Source organism: Cereibacter sediminicola, from assembly GCF_007668225.1.
GTDB lineage: Bacteria > Pseudomonadota > Alphaproteobacteria > Rhodobacterales > Rhodobacteraceae > Cereibacter_A > Cereibacter_A azotoformans.
Genome location: NZ_VDEK01000002.1, coordinates 197,080 through 212,773, shown reverse-complemented (window position 1 = coordinate 212,773; position 15,694 = coordinate 197,080). Strand labels below are relative to the sequence as shown.

At 69.1% G+C, this 15,694-nt stretch carries 13 protein-coding genes; 6 read left to right on the top strand and 7 right to left on the bottom strand.

Annotated elements, in window-relative coordinates:
• Positions 1–3 precede the first annotated feature (3 nt).
• Positions 4–600, bottom strand: a complete 597-nt coding sequence (locus tag FG154_RS02335) for an energy-coupling factor transporter transmembrane component T family protein (RefSeq protein ID WP_145103983.1) — start codon at positions 598–600, stop codon at positions 4–6.
• Positions 575–1,318, bottom strand: a complete 744-nt coding sequence (locus tag FG154_RS02330; RefSeq protein WP_145103981.1) for an energy-coupling factor ABC transporter ATP-binding protein — start codon at positions 1,316–1,318, stop codon at positions 575–577. The genes FG154_RS02335 and FG154_RS02330 overlap by 26 nt, the downstream gene beginning before the upstream one ends.
• Positions 1,319–1,437: 119 nt before the next feature.
• Here FG154_RS02330 and dprA point away from each other — a divergent pair, with 119 nt between their 5' ends.
• Entirely contained in the window at positions 1,438–2,547 is a 1,110-nt protein-coding gene (gene dprA, locus FG154_RS02325; RefSeq protein ID WP_145103979.1) for a DNA-processing protein DprA, read from the top strand.
• A gap of 88 nt (positions 2,548–2,635) precedes the next feature.
• Positions 2,636–5,293, top strand: a complete 2,658-nt coding sequence (gene topA / locus FG154_RS02320) for a type I DNA topoisomerase (RefSeq protein ID WP_145103977.1) — start codon at positions 2,636–2,638, stop codon at positions 5,291–5,293.
• Here topA and choV read toward each other — a convergent pair whose 3' ends face one another.
• The 3 genes from choV to choX form a co-directional block, all read right to left on the bottom strand.
• Positions 5,294–6,322, bottom strand: a complete 1,029-nt coding sequence (choV, locus tag FG154_RS02315) for a choline ABC transporter ATP-binding protein (protein WP_145103975.1) — start codon at positions 6,320–6,322, stop codon at positions 5,294–5,296.
• The gene (gene choW, locus FG154_RS02310; RefSeq protein WP_145103973.1) at positions 6,319–7,155 is read right to left on the bottom strand and encodes a choline ABC transporter permease subunit; all 837 of its coding nucleotides are present in this window, start codon (positions 7,153–7,155) and stop codon (positions 6,319–6,321) included. Before choW ends, choV begins: the two co-directional genes overlap by 4 nt.
• 132 nt (positions 7,156–7,287) lie before the next feature.
• Complete coding sequence (choX, locus tag FG154_RS02305) at positions 7,288–8,214, bottom strand: choline ABC transporter substrate-binding protein (RefSeq protein ID WP_145103971.1); 927 nt, start codon at positions 8,212–8,214, stop codon at positions 7,288–7,290.
• 86 nt (positions 8,215–8,300) lie between these two features.
• Between choX and betI the strand changes: the two genes are divergently transcribed.
• The 4 genes from betI (at position 8,301) to FG154_RS02285 (ending at position 12,718) form a co-directional block, all read left to right on the top strand.
• Entirely contained in the window at positions 8,301–8,885 is a 585-nt protein-coding gene (gene betI, locus FG154_RS02300) for a transcriptional regulator BetI (protein ID WP_145103969.1), read from the top strand.
• A complete protein-coding gene (gene betB, locus FG154_RS02295) occupies positions 8,882–10,333 on the top strand; it encodes a betaine-aldehyde dehydrogenase (protein ID WP_145103968.1) in 1,452 nt (483 codons plus the stop codon). The genes betI and betB overlap by 4 nt, the downstream gene beginning before the upstream one ends.
• 9 nt (positions 10,334–10,342) lie before the next feature.
• On the top strand, positions 10,343–11,989 hold the full coding sequence (gene betA, locus FG154_RS02290; RefSeq protein ID WP_145103966.1) for a choline dehydrogenase: 1,647 nt from the start codon (positions 10,343–10,345) through the stop codon (positions 11,987–11,989).
• A gap of 84 nt (positions 11,990–12,073) precedes the next feature.
• Positions 12,074–12,718 carry a thermonuclease family protein gene (locus FG154_RS02285; RefSeq protein WP_145103964.1) on the top strand — a complete coding sequence of 215 codons (645 nt, stop codon included), beginning with the start codon at positions 12,074–12,076 and terminating at the stop codon, positions 12,716–12,718.
• A 307-nt stretch (positions 12,719–13,025) separates the two neighbouring features.
• Here the strand turns inward: FG154_RS02285 and pccR are convergent, their stop codons facing one another.
• Positions 13,026–14,411 carry a propionyl-CoA assimilation transcriptional regulator PccR gene (pccR, locus tag FG154_RS02280; protein ID WP_145103962.1) on the bottom strand — a complete coding sequence of 462 codons (1,386 nt, stop codon included), beginning with the start codon at positions 14,409–14,411 and terminating at the stop codon, positions 13,026–13,028.
• 61 nt (positions 14,412–14,472) lie between these two features.
• Complete coding sequence (locus FG154_RS02275; RefSeq protein WP_145103960.1) at positions 14,473–15,693, bottom strand: multidrug effflux MFS transporter; 1,221 nt, start codon at positions 15,691–15,693, stop codon at positions 14,473–14,475.
• Position 15,694: the final 1 nt, after the last annotated feature.

The following is a 15,694-nucleotide window of genomic DNA, read 5'->3' as shown; positions in this document are numbered from 1 at the left end:
TCCCTACAATCCGCCCCGGGCGCGCAGCGCCTCTGCCACCTGATCGGCATCGTCGAGCGCCCCGAGGGCCAGCGGAACGACGATCCTCCAGGTGGGGCGTCGCGCGCTTCGTGCCCGCCAGGCTTCGACAAGCCGCTCTGCACGCGCAAGTAGCACCGGCGTGAAGCGGATGACAAGCGCGATGGAAACGGCCAGCAGGTGCGGCTCGAGCCCGAGGCGCCGCAGCGGCCGGGCGAGCCGCTCGAGCACGGCGATCATCGCGTCGAGCCGTGTCGTCATGGTCACCAGATTGGCCAGCGCCACCGCGATCAGAAGCTTCACTCCGATGCCGGCGCCGCGCTCGAACTCACCCGTCCAGCCGTGCCAGAGCGCAAGGATGAGGAGAAAGGGCCAGAGCGGCCGCAGCATCCTGAGCCCGTGGCGCGCGAACTCGAGCCCCTGTGCCGCATAGAGCGCGAGTGTGCCCGCCAATGCCGCCCCCAGCGCGGGCAACCCCTCGAGCGGGGCGAGGGCCACCGCCGCCAGCGCCAGCGCCCCGAGCTTCAGCCCCGCGGGCAGGCGGTGCAGGCGGGTCTCAACCGGCGAGGTCAGCGTCAGCATCGAGGCCCCCCAGATGCTCCATCTCGGCCCGGAAGGCCGAGGCCACTTCGGGCGCGGGCCCATCCGCGCGCACCCGGCCCTGTTCCAGCCAGATCACCCGGTCATGGCCTGCGACCGCGGCCGGATCGTGCGAGATCGTCACGAGGCGCTGGGGCAGCGCGGCCAACCGGCGCGACAGGCGGATCTGCGTCGGCAGGTCGAGGCCCGAGAAGGGCTCGTCGAGCAGGATGGTGCGCGGCGCCATCGCCAGCACCGACAGCAGGCAGAGAAACTGCTTCTGGCCCTGCGACAGGGTGGCGACCGACGCCGCCGCCCAATGGGCGCGCCCGTGGGCGGCCAGCAGGTCGCGCGCCGCCCGGCGCGCCTCGGCGGCGCTGCGTCCCATCTGCTTCAGGCCGAACGCGAGTTCCTCCTCGACGGTGGGAAAGATGATCTGATGCTCGGGGTTCTGGAAGAGGATGCCGATCGCCCCCAGCATCGCCCGCCGGTCCGAGGCGGGCTCGATCCCCTCGACCGTCACCCGGCCCTCGGTCGGCGCCACCAGCCCCGCCATAAGGCGCAGGAGCGTGGTCTTGCCCGAGCCGTTGGGTCCAAGGATGCCGATCCGCCGCTCGGTCAGATGCAGAGAGATGTCCGACAGGATCGTGCGCCCGCCCACCGCGCAAGAGGCGCGGTCGAGGCGGATGCCCATGTCCGAAGGCGAGGAGACGTGCTGCATTCCGGCCTCTTAGCCGCGCCGAGCACGGCTGTCAAGCGGCGGCGCCACCCGATCTGCGCGATTCACCTGTCGTTAATCATTCGCCGCCATTGTCCGACGCTGGTCCATCAGAGGCAGCCATGCGGCCACAGGCACAGAGTCCCTCCTTTCCCGACCGCGAGCGCGTGGACCGGCTGCGGCTGATCCGCTCGCGCCGGGTGGGGCCCGCGACATGGCGGCGCCTGATGGCCGAACATGGCAGCGCCACTGAGGCGCTCGAGGCGCTGCCCGGCATCGCGTCCGCGGCCGGGATCGAGCGGTACGAGGCCTGTCCGGTCTCCGTCGCGCTGAAGGAGATGGCCGCCGGACGCGCGCAGGGGGCCGCAATGATCGGCCTCGGCGACCCGGCCTATCCCGCCGCGCTGGCCGAGATCGCCGATGCGCCGCCGATCCTCTGGGTGCAGGGCGATGCCGCCCTTCTCGCGCGGCCGATGGTCGCGCTGGTGGGGGCGCGGAACGCCTCGAGCCTCGGGCTCAGGATGGCGCGCAAGCTCGCGGCTGCGCTGGGTGAGGCGGGATATGTGGTCGTTTCGGGCCTCGCCCGCGGGATCGACGCCGAGGCGCATGAGGCCGCCCTCGACCGTGGCACGGTCGCGGTGCAGGCGGGCGGGGTGGATGTGATCTACCCGTCCGAGAATGCGGCGCTGGCCCACCGCATCTTGGTTGCGGGCTGCCGGATCTCGGAGCAGCCGATGGGGCTCGTGCCGCAGGCCCGCCATTTCCCGCAGCGCAACCGCATCGTCTCGGGGTTGGCGCAGGCGGTGGTGGTGGTCGAGGCCGCGGGCCGCTCGGGCAGCCTCATCACCGCGCGCGAGGCGCTGGATCAGGGGCGCGAGGTGCTGGCGGTTCCGGGCCACCCGTTCGACCCGCGGGCGGCGGGCTGCAACCAGCTCATCCGCGAGGGGGCGACCCTCGTGCGCCATGCGGGCGACGTGATGGAGGCCATCGGCACCCACCGGGCCGCCGCGCCCCCCGAACCGCAGCCCGATCCGCCGCGGCGACCGCTGTGCGATGTCGCGCCTGTCCACAGCCTGATCCTCGACCGGCTCGGCCCCGTTCCCGTGCCCGAGGATCAGCTGATCCGCGACCTGTCGCTGCCCGCCGGCCGCGTCGCGCAGGAACTGGTGGCGCTGGAACTCGACGGCCGCATCCAGCGCGATCCGGGGGGCCTCGTGTCCCGTCCGTCATGATCGGCCACCCCGGCCGCCCCCGAGCCGCGCATTGACATTGGCGCGTGATCCCCCACATGGTTCCGCGCCAATCCGCAGAGAGGGTTCCATGGCTGTCGTCGTCGTCGAAAGCCCGGCCAAGGCCAAGACAATCAACAAATACCTGGGCTCCGACTATACGGTTCTGGCCTCCTACGGGCATGTCCGCGACCTTCCGGCCAAGGATGGATCCGTCGATCCCGAGCATGAATTTGCCATGACCTGGGAGGTTGCGGCCGACTCGAAGAAACACGTCCGCGCGATCGCCGAGGCGCTGAAGACCGATGACACGCTGATCCTCGCCACCGACCCTGACCGCGAGGGCGAGGCGATCTCGTGGCACCTGCAGGAGGCGCTGGCCTCGTCCCTGAAGAAGGGCAAGACCGTCAGCCGGGTGACCTTCAACGCGATCACCAAGGCCGCGGTGACCGAGGCGATGAAGGCGCCGCGGCAGGTCGATACCGCGCTGGTCGAGGCCTATCTCGCCCGCCGCGCGCTGGATTATCTGGTGGGCTTCACCCTGTCGCCGGTGCTGTGGCGCAAGCTGCCGGGGGCGAAGTCGGCGGGGCGCGTGCAGTCGGTCTGCCTGCGCCTGATCGTCGAGCGCGAGATGGAGATCGAGGCCTTCCGCGCACGCGAGTTCTGGACCGTCTCGGCCGTGCTCGTCACCCCGCGCGGGCAGGAGTTCGAGGCGCGTCTGACGGTTCTGGGTGGCAAGAAGCTCGACAAGTTCGACCTTCCCACCGCCGAGGCCGCGGAGCTTGCGGTGCAGGCCGTGACCTCGCGGCCGCTCAAGGTCGCCTCGGTCGAGGCGAAGCCTGCGAGCCGCAACCCCTCGGCGCCCTTCATGACCTCGACCCTGCAGCAGGAGGCGTCGCGCAAGTTCGGCATGGGTGCCAAGCAGTGCATGTCGGCGGCGCAGCGGCTGTATGAAGCCGGCCACATCACCTACATGCGGACCGACGGCATCGACATGGCGCCCGAGGCCGTGATGGCCGCGCGCGACGAGATCAAGCGGCGGTTCGGGGCCGACTATGTCCCCGACAGCCCCCGGATGTACAAGAACAAGGCCAAGAACGCGCAGGAAGCGCATGAATGCATCCGGCCGACCGACATGTCGGCCTCGCCCGAGAAGCTGGGCCTGACCGAGGCCGACCAGCGCAAGCTCTACGAGCTGATCTGGAAGCGGACGCTGGCGAGCCAGATGGCCGCCGCCCGGCTGGAGCGCACGACGGTCGAGATCGCCAGCGCCGATGGGCAGGTGGGGCTGCGCGCGACGGGGCAGGTGGTGCTCTTCGACGGCTTCCTCAAGGTCTATGAGGAAGGTCGCGACGACCGCGGCGAGGGCGACGAGGACGAGGGCCGCCTGCCGCAGATCATGGCGAACGAGGCGGTGGAGAAGAAATCCATCACCCCCGAGCAGCACCACACACAGCCGCCGCCGCGCTATACCGAGGCCACTCTGGTCAAGCGGATGGAGGAACTCGGCATCGGCCGGCCCTCGACCTATGCCAGCATCGTCTCGACGATCCAGGACCGGGAATATGTGCGCAAGGACAAGAACCGGCTGATCCCCGAGGACAAGGGGCGGCTGGTGACGGCCTTCCTTGCGAACTTCTTCCGCAAATATGTGGAATACGACTTTACCGCCGATCTCGAGGGCGAGCTTGACGACGTCTCGGCCGGCGAGCGGAACTATAAGGAAGTGCTCGCGCGGTTCTGGCGCGATTTCTCGGCGGCGGTGGCCGAGACGGCTGATCTGCGCATCGGCGAGGTGCTCGACAAGCTCGACGATTTCCTCGCGCCGCATCTCTACCCGCCGCGGCCCGACGGGTCCGATCCGCGGATCTGCCCGACCTGCGGCTCGGGGCGTCTGCATCTGAAGACGGCGCGGGGCGGCGGGGCCTTCATCGGCTGCGGCAACTACCCCGAATGTCGCTACACGCGGCCGATCTCGGTCACGGGCGACGAGGACAACGCGATCTCGCCCGATGGCAAGCTCTTGGGCCATGACGAGGATGGCCAGCCGATCACGCTGCGCTCGGGCCGGTTCGGACCCTATGCCCAGAAGGGCGAGGCGACGGCCGAGGTGCCGAAGCCGCCGCGCGCCAGCCTGCCCAAGGGCTGGGCGCCGGATACGGTCGATCTCGAGCGGGCGCTGATGCTTCTGAACCTGCCGCGGCTGGTCGGGCAGCACCCCGAGGATGGCCAGCCGGTCGAGGCCGCGATCGGCCGCTACGGGCCTTATGTCAAGCATGGCTCGACCTATGCGAACCTGCCGGATGTCGAGGAGGTCTTCACCATCGGCATGAACCGCGCCGTCGAGGTGCTGGCGCAGAAGGCCGCCGGCCGCCGCGGCGCCTCGGCTCCGGCGCAGCCGATCAAGGAGCTGGGCGAGCATCCCGACGGCGGGATTCTGGCCGTTATGCCGGGGCGTTACGGGCCTTACGTCAAGTGGGGCAAGGTGAACGCCACGATCCCGAAGGGGATCGAGCCCGAGGCGATCACCCTTGAGGAGGCGCTGGCGCTGGTGGCCGAGAAGGCGGGCAAGGCGCCGAAGAAGAAGGCGCCCGCCCGAAAGGCCGCCAAGGCCGAAGGTGAGCCCAAGAAGGCCGCCAAGGCCGAGGGCGAGACGAAGAAGGCCGCGCCGAAGAAGGCGGCGGCCAAGAAGGTGGCTCCGAAAGCCTCTGGCCGGAAAAAGACGGCGTCGGACAGCGACGCCGCCTGATCAGACCGTTCCGCGCGGATCGATCAGACGGCCCATGACCGAAGCGGGGCGGATGGTGCCGATCACCGATCCGCCCTCGGTCACGGCAAGCTCGCTCGCCCCGTCGCGCATCAGCTCCATCACCGAGCGCACGGTGCAGTCGGCCTCGACCGCGCGGGTCGCCGAGGACGGCCCGGCCTCCATCACGTCGCGCGCGGTCAAGACGCCGAGCGGGTTCATGTGGGCGACGAAGTCGGCCACATAGTCCGAGACCGGGTTGGCGATGATCTCGCGCGCGGTGCCGCACTGGACGATCCGCCCGCCCTCCATCAGCGCGATGCGGTTGCCGATCTTGAAGGCCTCGTCAAGGTCGTGGCTGACGAAGATGATGGTGCGCCGCAGCTTGCGCTGAAGGTCCAGCAGCTCGTCCTGCAGGCGCGAGCGGATCAGCGGGTCGAGCGCCGAGAAGGGCTCGTCCATCAGCAGGATCGGCGCCTGGGTCACGAAGGCGCGGGCGAGGCCCACGCGCTGCTGCATCCCGCCCGACAGCTCGCCCACCTTGCGGTCGGCCCAGGCCGAGAGGTTGACAAGCGTCAACTGCTCGTCCACCAGCGCCCGCCGGTCCCGCGCGGGCATGCCCGCCATCTCGAGACCCAGCCCCACATTGTCGCGCACCGTCCGCCAGGGCAGCAGGCCAAAAGCCTGGAACACCATCGCGATATGGCTGAGGCGCAGCCGGCGCAGGTCGGCGGGGGAGGCGTGCGTGACCGACATCATCCGGTCGCCGTCCGACACCCGCACCTCGCCCCGCACCACCGGGTTGAGGCCGTTCACGCCGCGCAGCAGCGTGGACTTGCCCGAGCCGGACAGGCCCATCAGCACGAGGATCTCGCCCTCGGCCACGCTCAGCGAGCAGTCGTGCACGCCCAGCACCTGTCCGGTCTCGGCCTGCACCTCGGCCCGGCTCTTGCCCCGGTCCATCAGCGGCAGGGCGCGTTGGGGATCGTCTCCGAAGACGATGGAGACCCGGTCGAATTCCACGGCGGTCATTTGCGCGTGACCCTCAGCATGCGGTCGAGAATGATCGCCACCACGACGATGATGAAGCCCGACTCGAAGCCGAGCGCGGTGTTGACGGTGTTGAGCGCGCGCACCACCGGCACGCCGAGCCCGTTCGCCCCCACCAGCGCCGCGATCACCACCATCGACAGCGACAGCATGATCGTCTGGTTGAGGCCGGTCATGATCTGCGGAAACGCCCAGGGCAGTTCGACCTTCCAGAGCCTCTGGCGCGGAGTGGCGCCAAAGGCCGTCGCGGCTTCCTTGAGGGCGAGGGGGGTGGACGAGACGCCGAGATGCGTCAGCCGGATCGGGGCGGGCAGCACGAAGATCACGGTGGCGATCAGGCCCGGCACCATGCCCAGGCCGAAGAAGACGATGGCCGGGATGAGATAGACGAAGGTCGGCAGCGTCTGCATCAGGTCGAGGATCGGGCTCATGACCTGGTAGAGGCGCGGCCGGTGCGCCGCGGCGATCCCGAGCGGCACCCCGATCGCCATGCAGGTGACGCAGGCGAGCAGGATGAGCGTGAGGCTCTGCATCGTCTCGCGCCAGTAGCCCTGGTTCAGGATGAAGGCAAAGCCCACCACCACCAGGGCCGCCACGCGCCAGCTCCGCTGCAGATACCAGGCGAGGCCTGCAAGGATCGCGATGATCAGGAGCGGCGGCGATGCGCCGAGCACCCCCAGCATGGCGTCGATCACCGCCTGCATCATGCGGCTGATCAGGTCGAAGAACGGCCCGCCGTTCGCGTTGAGCCAGTCGAACATCATCTTCGACCAGCGGCCGACTGGCAACTTGTGGTCGGTCAGCCAATCCAGCATGCGCACCCCGTCAGTTGTGGATCGATCCGAGGCGGGGCTTCCGGCCGTCATGGCGGTCTGCCATGACGGCCGGACGCCCCGGAAGGCGCGCTCCGGGGGCTGACGCCTGCGGAACGCGCCGGAGGCGCAGCCTCAGAGGCCGAGGGCCTGCTTCACGACCGGAAGGCCGTCCTGGCCGTCGGTCGTGGTCACGCCCGCAAGCCACGGGTCGATCGTGTCGGGATTGGCCTTCAGCCACTCGAGCACGGCCGCGTCGGGCTCCATCCCGCCGTCGAGGATCTTGCCCATGATCTCGTTCTCCATGGGCAGGTTGAACTTCTGCTGCGCGAGCAGCTTGGTCACGTTCGGGCACTCTTCCTTGAAGCCCTTGCGCGCCACGGTCTTGACCACGCCTTCCTCGCCGAAGAAGTCCTCGCCGCCCGGCAGGTATTTCAGCGAGAAGGTGGCGTTCATCGGGTGCGGTTCCCAGCCAAGGAAGACCACGCCCTTTTCCTGCGGGTAGAAGCGGGCCACCTGCGCCAGCATCCCCTGCTCGGAGCTTTGCACGATCTCCATCCCCTCGAGCGGCTTGCCGGCTTCGGTCAGGCTGATGAGATATTCGTTGCCCTCGTTGCCGGGCTCGATCCCATAGACCTTGCCATCCAGCTCGTCCTTGAAGCTGGCGATGTCGGCATAGGTCTTGAGACCCTTGTCGTAGAGGTAGGTGGGCACGGCGAGCGTGTATTTCGTGCCGTCGAGGTTCGTGGTGATCTCTTCGATCGTGCCCTTCTCGAGGTAGGGGCCGATCGCGCCCTCCTGCGCCGGCAGCCAGGTGCCGAGGAACACGTCCACGTCGCCCTTGTCCATCGAGGCGTAGGTGACCGGCACCCCGAGGATGTCCACCTCGACCTCGTAGCCCAGGGCCTCGAGGATCTGGCGCGTGGCCGAGGTGGTCACGGTGATGTCGGTCCAGCCCACATCGGAGAAGGTGATCTCGCGGCACTGATCCTGGGCAAGCGCAGGTCCCGCAAGGGCCAGGGTGGAGGCGGCGGCCAGCAGGGCCTGTCGGATGGGCGTCATGGTGTCTCCCCGTTTTTTGTTGATTGACGAGTCAATAAACTTCACGATAGCTCGGCTTGGCAACCACAAAATCAGGTATCCTTCACATGCCGAAACTCGGTATGGAGCCTATCCGAAAGGCCGCGCTCGTCAAAGCCACGATCGCCGAGATCGGCCGGGCCGGCTCTCTCGATGTGACGGTGAGTCAGATCGCGCGACAGGCGGGCATGTCTTCCGCGCTTGCGCATCATTATTTCGGCGGGAAGGAAGCCCTTTTCCTTGCGGCGATGCGTCACGTCCTGGCGCTTTACGGCGCCGAGGTGCGGGGCGCGCTGAGGGGGGTCGCCACGCCCGAGGCGCGGATCACCGCGATCCTGCGGGCCTCGTTCTCGCCCACCAACTTCCGCCGCGAGGTGGTGGGGGCCTGGCTGAATTTCTATGTCCTGGCCCAGACCGTCCCCGAGGCCCGGCGGCTGCTCGCGGTCTATCAGCGCCGGCTGCGGTCGAATCTGCTTGTGGGGCTGCGTCCGCTGGCCGGGGTGCAGGCGGGCGAGCTGGCCGACGGGCTCGGCGCGCTGATCGACGGCCTCTATCTGCGCGAGGTGCTGAAGGATGGCGCGCCCGATGGCGCGGCCGCCGTCGCCTGTGCCCGGGCCTATCTGAAATCCCATCTGAAGGAACCGACCCTGTGAGAGCCCAGCCCGCCGCCAGCCATTTCGTTGACGGCCGCCCGCTCGAGGATGCGGCCGGCGCGCCGATCCCCGTGATCCACCCGGCCAATGGCGAGGAGATCGCGCGCCTGCACGAGGCCACGCCCGCCGTGATCGAAGCGGCGCTGGCGTCCGGTGCGCGGGCGCAGAAGGACTGGGCCGCGCTGCGCCCCGTCGAGAGGGCCCGCATCCTGCGCCGCGCCTCGGACCTGATCCGCGAGCGCAACGAGGAACTCAGCATTCTCGAGACGCTCGACACCGGCAAGCCGCTGCAGGAAACTCTGGTGGCGGACTGGCCGTCGGGCGCGGATGCGCTGGAGTTCTTTGCGGGCCTCGCGCCCGCCGTGACGGGTGAGACGGTCCCGCTGGGGCAGGATTTCGTCTACACGATCCGCGAGCCGCTGGGCCTTTGTGTGGGCATCGGCGCCTGGAACTACCCCAGCCAGATCGCCTGCTGGAAGGCGGCGCCGGCGCTGGCGCTGGGCAATGCGATGGTGTTCAAGCCCTCCGAAGTGACGCCGCTCGGCGCGCTGAAGCTGGCCGAAATCCTGATCGAGGCCGGCCTGCCGCCGGGGCTGTTCAATGTGGTGCAGGGCCGGGGCGCGGTGGGCGCTGCGCTGGTGAGCGACAGCCGGGTGGCCAAGGTCTCGCTGACGGGCTCGGTGCCCACGGGTCGCCGCGTCTATGCCGCCGCGGCCGATGGCGTGCGCCATGTCACGATGGAGCTGGGCGGCAAGTCGCCGCTGATCGTCTTTGACGACGCCGATCTCGAAAGCGCCATCGGTGCGGCGATGCTGGGCAACTTCTATTCGTCGGGCCAGATCTGCTCGAACGGGACGCGGGTCTTCGTGCAGAAGGGCATCAAGGAGGCGTTCCTCGCGCGTCTCGCCGAGCGCGCCGATGCGATCCGCATGGGCGATCCGCTCGACCCCGAGGTGCAGATGGGCCCGCTGGTGTCGCCGGCGCAGCTCGAGAAGGTGCTGGGCTTTATCGAGAAAGCCCGCGCCGAGGGGGGGCGGCTGGTCTGCGGCGGCGAGGCTTCGGTCAGCCCTGGCTGCTACGTCCAGCCCACGGTCTTTGCCGATGTGACCGACACCATGACCCTCGCGCGCGAGGAGGTCTTCGGGCCGGTGATGGCGGTCCTCGACTTCGAGACCGAGGAAGAGGTGATCGCGCGGGCGAACGGCACCGACTTCGGGCTTGCGGCGGGGGTCTTCACCGCCGATCTCACGCGGGCGCACCGGGTGGTGGCGCAGCTGCAGGCCGGGACCTGCTGGATCAACGCCTACAACCTGACGCCGGTCGAGGCACCCTTCGGCGGGGTCAAGATGTCGGGCGTGGGCCGCGAGAACGGCCGCGCCGCCGTCGAGCACTACACGCAGGTGAAGTCGGTCTATGTCGGCATGGGGCCGGTGGACTCCCCCTACTGAGGAACCGCGATGTTCGATTATGTGATCGTGGGTGCCGGCTCGGCCGGCTGTGCCATGGCCTACCGGCTGGGCGAGGCGGGCCGTTCGGTGCTGGTCATCGAGCATGGGGGGACCGATGCCGGTCCCTTCATCCAGATGCCGGCGGCGCTCTCCTATCCGATGAACATGGGGATCTACGACTGGGGCCTGAAGACCGAGCCCGAGCCGCATCTGGGCGGCCGGGTGCTGGCCACGCCGCGCGGCAAGGTGATCGGGGGGTCCTCCTCGATCAACGGGATGGTCTATGTCCGCGGCCATGCGCGCGACTTCGACCACTGGGCCGAGTCGGGGGCGGCGGGCTGGGGCTTTGCCGACGTGCTGCCCTACTTCAAGCGGATGGAGAACTGGCACGTTCCGGGCGACGTGGACTGGCGCGGCCATGACGGGCCGCTGCATGTGACGCGGGGGCCGCGGTCGAATCCGCTCTTCAACGCATTCATCGAGGCGGGGCGGCAGGCGGGCTATCCTGTGACCGACGACTACAACGGCGCCGCGCAGGAGGGCTTCGGCCCGATGGAGGCCACGATCTGGCAGGGCCGGCGCTGGTCGGCGGCCAACGCCTATCTCAAGCCCGCCATGAAGCGGTTCGGCGTCAAGGTCACGCGCGCGCTCGCGCTGCGGGTGGTGATCGAGGAGGGCCGGGCGGTCGGCGTCGAAGTGCAGCGCCGCGGCCGGCGCGAGGTGATCCGGGCGGGGCGCGAGGTGATCCTTGCCGCCTCGTCGATCAACACGCCGAAGCTGCTGATGCTGTCGGGCATCGGCCCGGCCGCGCATCTGGCCGAGCATGGGCTGCCCGTGGTGGCCGACCGGCCGGGCGTGGGCCGAAACCTCCAGGATCATCTGGAGGTCTACATGCAATACGCCAGCCTCCAGCCGGTTACGCTCTTCAAGCACTGGAACCTGCGCGGCAAGGTGATGGTGGGCGCGCAATGGCTGTTCACCGGGCGCGGCCTTGGCGCCTCGAACCAGTTCGAGGCCTGCGCCTTCATCCGCTCGAAGGCGGGGGTGGAGTATCCCGACATCCAGTACCACTTCCTGCCGATCGCCGTGCGCTATGACGGGAAGGCGGCGGCTGAGGGGCATGGCTTCCAGGTCCATGTCGGGCCGATGCGCTCGCCCTCGCGCGGGTCGGTCACGCTGCGCTCGGCCGATCCCGAGGCCGCGCCGGTGATCCGCTTCAACTACATGTCGACGCCCGAGGACTGGGACGACTTCCGCCGCTGCATCCGCCTCACGCGCGAGATCTTCGGGCAGGAGGCATTCCGCCCCTTCGTGAAGGGCGAGATCCAGCCGGGGCCGGCCTGCCAGTCCGACGACGAGATCGACGCCTTCATCCGCGAGCATGTGGAAAGCGCCTACCACCCCTGCGGCACGGCGCGGATGGGGCGGGCCGACGATCCGATGGCGGTGGTCGATCCCGAATGCCGGGTGATCGGCGTGGCGGGGCTGCGCGTGGCCGACAGTTCGATCTTTCCGCGGGTGACGAACGGCAACCTGAACGCCCCCTCGATGATGGTGGGCGAGAAGGCGGCGGACCATGTGCTGGGGCGGACACCGCTGGCGCCCTTGAATTACGAGCCGGTGGTGAACCCGAACTGGCGCCTGGCGCAGCGGTGACCTTTCAACGTTCCCTAGCCCTTCCTTAACCCTTCCTTAACTTCCGGCTTGCCTTTCGGCGCCCGAGCGTCGAAGTCAGCCGGTATGTTAAGACTTTGTTCTCTTCTCGTTCTGCTCGCCCTGCTGCCGTCCGGCGGGACCGCTGCGGCCCTCGAGGGGCCCGCGCGCGTCATCGACGGGGACACGCTGGAAATCGAGGGCGTCCGCGTGCGCCTGTTCGGGATCGACGCGCCCGAGCGCAACCAGACCTGCGGCGAGCGCGATCTCGTGTGGTCCTGCGGGGAATGGGCGACCGAGCGGCTCGAGTTGTTGCTGGGCGGCGGGCAGGTGCGCTGCACGGGGGGCGAACGCGATCGCTACGGGCGGCTTCTCGCCACCTGCGAGGTAGATGGGCAGGATGTCGGCGCGCGGATGGTGCGGTCCGGTGCGGCGCTCGCCTATCGGCGCTATTCCATGCGCTATGTCGGCGAGGAGGGGCGGGCGCAGGCGGAAGGCATGGGCGTCTGGTCCGGGCCGATGCAGCGCCCCGAGGACTACCGCCACCGTCCGCCCGCGTCGCCTCCGCCGGGCGAGTGCGCGATCAAGGGCAATGTCTCGAAGAACGGCCGGATCTACCACCTGCCGGGGCAGGCGGACTACGATCGCACCGTCATATCCGGCCCCGAGGAACAGTGGTTCTGCAGCGTGCGCGAGGCCGAGTCGGCGGGCTTTCGCCCGGCGCGCCGCTGACATTGATGCGCGTCAAGGCGCGAAAAGAATCTCCGGGGTAGCTTTTATTTAACGAAACCAAGAGGGAGCACGGCATGATCCACACCCCGCACGAGCTGATGGCGGATCTTCCGGACGTGACCGGGACGAGCGGCACCCTCAGGAAATCCGACCCGCATCTTGCGCGTCTTGTCTGGAATGAACGCGGCTGAACCTCGTGGTTCACAGGGTCCCACGTCGGACCGCTGACCCGGGCACGCACCGGATGAGGATCGCGCCATGAGCGCGTGCATATGAGACGGCTTGCAGGCCGCCCACGGGCGACCTGCTAATCGACAATCTCGTAGGGCAACAACCCGCGTCGGTCGGGGTCCACCCGAAGGCGCTTTTCCAGCGGCGGCACAGACCGCTGGTGGCACTCCTGCCGGTCGCAGATCCGGCAGGAGATGCCGATAGGCTCGAACCTCCCCTTCAGATCCAGCCCGTCCGCATAGACCAGCGCATCGGCGTGCAGCAACTCGCAGCCGAGGCCGATGGCGTAGCGGCGCACGGGCGCGGTAAAGGATCCCCCCGCTTTCGACACGTCCCGCGCCAGCAGCAGGTAGCGCACCCCGTCCGGCGTCTGGGCGAGCTGGCGCAGGAACTGGCCCGGCGTCTCGAAGGCGCGGTGGACGTTCCACAGCGGGCAGGCTCCGCCGAAGCGCGCGAACTGGAAGCGCGTGGCCGAATGGCGCTTGGTGATCGTGCCCGCCTGATCCACCCGGACGAAGAAGAAGGGCACGCCCTTGGCGCCGGGCCGCTGCAAGGTGGACAGCCGGTGCGCCACCTGCTCGATCGAGGCGCCGAAGAGGTCGGCCAGCCGCTCCAGATCGTGGCGCGTCTCGGCCGCCGCCTGCAGGAAGGGGCGGTAGGGCAGGAGGGCCGCCCCCGCGAAATAGTTGGCCAGACCGATCTTGGCGATCTCGCGCGCCTCGGGCGTCTGGAACCGTGCGAGATCCAGCGTCGCCTCGAGCAGGTCGTTCTGCGTCAGCAGCGCCACCTGATGCAGAAGCTGGAACCGTTGCGTGGGCGCGGCGGCGCGTGCCGACAGGCGCAGCGCATTGCCCTCGCGGCTGCGGATGGCCGGCATGTCCGAGATCTGCAGCTCGATCCCCGCCCGCGCCAGCGTCTCCATCGCGGCGGCGAGGATGTCGCGCCGGACCCCTCCGGGGGCTGCGTAATGTTCGGCCGCGCGGTCCACCGCGTCGATGTAATTGTCGCAATAGTGGAAGAAGTCGCGCACCTCCTCCCAGGGCGAGGGGCGCAGGTCGGCCTCATCCCGCCCCAGCGCCTCGTCGAGCGAGGCAAGGCGCTCGTGCGTCTGGCGGTAGGCGCGGTGCAGGTCGAGAAAGGCCCGCGCCAGCGCCGGGGCGTTCGAGGCCACGAGTCTCAGGTCGGCAAGCGGCGGGCTGTCGGTGAAGATCGGATCGGCCAGCGCCTCGCGCATGTCGGTGACGATCCGCTCGGCCTCGGAGGTGGTGAGCTTGGTCACATCCACCCCGAACTCCTGCGCGAGCGCCAGGACCACGGTGGCCGAGACGGGCCGGTGGTTGTTCTCCATCTGGTTGAGATAGGGCAGCGAGGCGCCCAGCCGCTCGGCAAAGACCTTCTGCGTCAGGCCGAGCTTGACCCGAAGCTCGCGCAGTTTCGCCCCGGCATAGAGTTTCTGCGCCATCTCCGGCCTCCCTTTGCAAAGCTGGTTGTGCCTTTGCAAAGGGTGCGCGTCAACGGCCCCGTCAGGTGGGCAGGCCGAGCGACCGGGCGCGCCGGATCACCCACAGGATGGCCGCGATCGAGGCGAGGCCCGAAACCAGCATGATGACGATCAGCGGCATCTCTCCGCCCTCGACGGTCAGCACCGCACCGGCGAGTGCCGCCAGCGCCGCGCCGCCACCGATCATGATCGCGCCGCCGAGGCCCGAGGCCGTGCCCGCAAGCTGCGGATGGATCGACAGCATCCCGGCGTTGGCGTTGGGCAGCACCATGCCGTTGCCCAGCCCCACGGCCGTCATCATGCCGAAGAAGAAGGTGGGATGGTGCAGCCCGGCCAGCGTGCCGCCCATCAGGATCGCCAGCCCGCCGGTCGTGGCCACCGACCCCCAGAGCACCATCCGGTTCATGCCCATGCGGATCGAGTAACGGCCCGACAGGAAGTTGCCGACCGCATAGCCGATGGCGGGGGCGGCGAAGTAGATTCCCACCTGCGAGGAGGAGAGGTGGAAGATCTCGGTCCCCACGAAGGGCGCGCCGCCGAGATAGGCGAAGAAGCAGCCCGAGGCGAAGGCCGCGCAAAGCACATAGCCCCAGAACCGCTGCGAACCGAGCAGCGCCGGATATTGCCGCATCTGCGCACCGAAGCTGACCGGCCGGATCTCGGATGTCTCGCCCAGATCGGCCCAGACCAGCACCGTGACCGCCACCCCCAGCGCCAGCAGCAGCGCAAAGTTCGCATGCCAGCCGAACAGCTCGTCCAGCACGCCGCCGATCACCGGCCCGATCATCGGCACCAGCGACATGCCCATCGTGACATAGCCGATCATCGAGGCCGCCTGCTCATCCGGCACCATGTCGCGCACGACCGCCCGGCTGACCACGATCCCTGCGGCAATCACCGCCTGCGCCATGCGGAAGAAGAGGAAGACCTCGGCCGTGGGCGCCACGAGCGTTCCCACCGTCGCCAGAAGGAAGAGCCCGAGCGACCACAGGATCACGCTGCGCCGCCCGAACCGGTCCGAGATCGGCCCGACCAGCACCTGCAAGACCGCGCTCAGGCCGAGATAGAGCGCGACCGACAGCTGGAGCAGCTGGTAGGGCGCCTCGAACCAGGCGGCCATGCCGGGCAGCGAGGGCAGGAAGATGTTCATCGACAGCGCCGCAAGCCCCGTCAGCATCACGAGCGTGATGATGTGGGGCGGCGACTGCCGGTTCAGGAAGCGGGGAGGGGGCAGGGCAAGCATC

Coding starts and splice junctions, on each gene's coding strand:
- FG154_RS02335 (WP_145103983.1), bottom strand. CDS start 600: ATGCTGACGCTGACCTCGCCGGTTGAGACCCGCCTGCACCGCCTGCCC.
- FG154_RS02330 (WP_145103981.1), bottom strand. CDS start 1,318: ATGCAGCACGTCTCCTCGCCTTCGGACATGGGCATCCGCCTCGACCGC.
- dprA (WP_145103979.1), top strand. CDS start 1,438: ATGCGGCCACAGGCACAGAGTCCCTCCTTTCCCGACCGCGAGCGCGTG.
- topA (WP_145103977.1), top strand. CDS start 2,636: ATGGCTGTCGTCGTCGTCGAAAGCCCGGCCAAGGCCAAGACAATCAAC.
- choV (WP_145103975.1), bottom strand. CDS start 6,322: ATGACCGCCGTGGAATTCGACCGGGTCTCCATCGTCTTCGGAGACGAT.
- choW (WP_145103973.1), bottom strand. CDS start 7,155: ATGCTGGATTGGCTGACCGACCACAAGTTGCCAGTCGGCCGCTGGTCG.
- choX (WP_145103971.1), bottom strand. CDS start 8,214: ATGACGCCCATCCGACAGGCCCTGCTGGCCGCCGCCTCCACCCTGGCC.
- betI (WP_145103969.1), top strand. CDS start 8,301: ATGCCGAAACTCGGTATGGAGCCTATCCGAAAGGCCGCGCTCGTCAAA.
- betA (WP_145103966.1), top strand. CDS start 10,343: ATGTTCGATTATGTGATCGTGGGTGCCGGCTCGGCCGGCTGTGCCATG.
- FG154_RS02285 (WP_145103964.1), top strand. CDS start 12,074: ATGTTAAGACTTTGTTCTCTTCTCGTTCTGCTCGCCCTGCTGCCGTCC.
- pccR (WP_145103962.1), bottom strand. CDS start 14,411: ATGGCGCAGAAACTCTATGCCGGGGCGAAACTGCGCGAGCTTCGGGTC.
- FG154_RS02275 (WP_145103960.1), bottom strand. CDS start 15,693: ATGCTTGCCCTGCCCCCTCCCCGCTTCCTGAACCGGCAGTCGCCGCCC.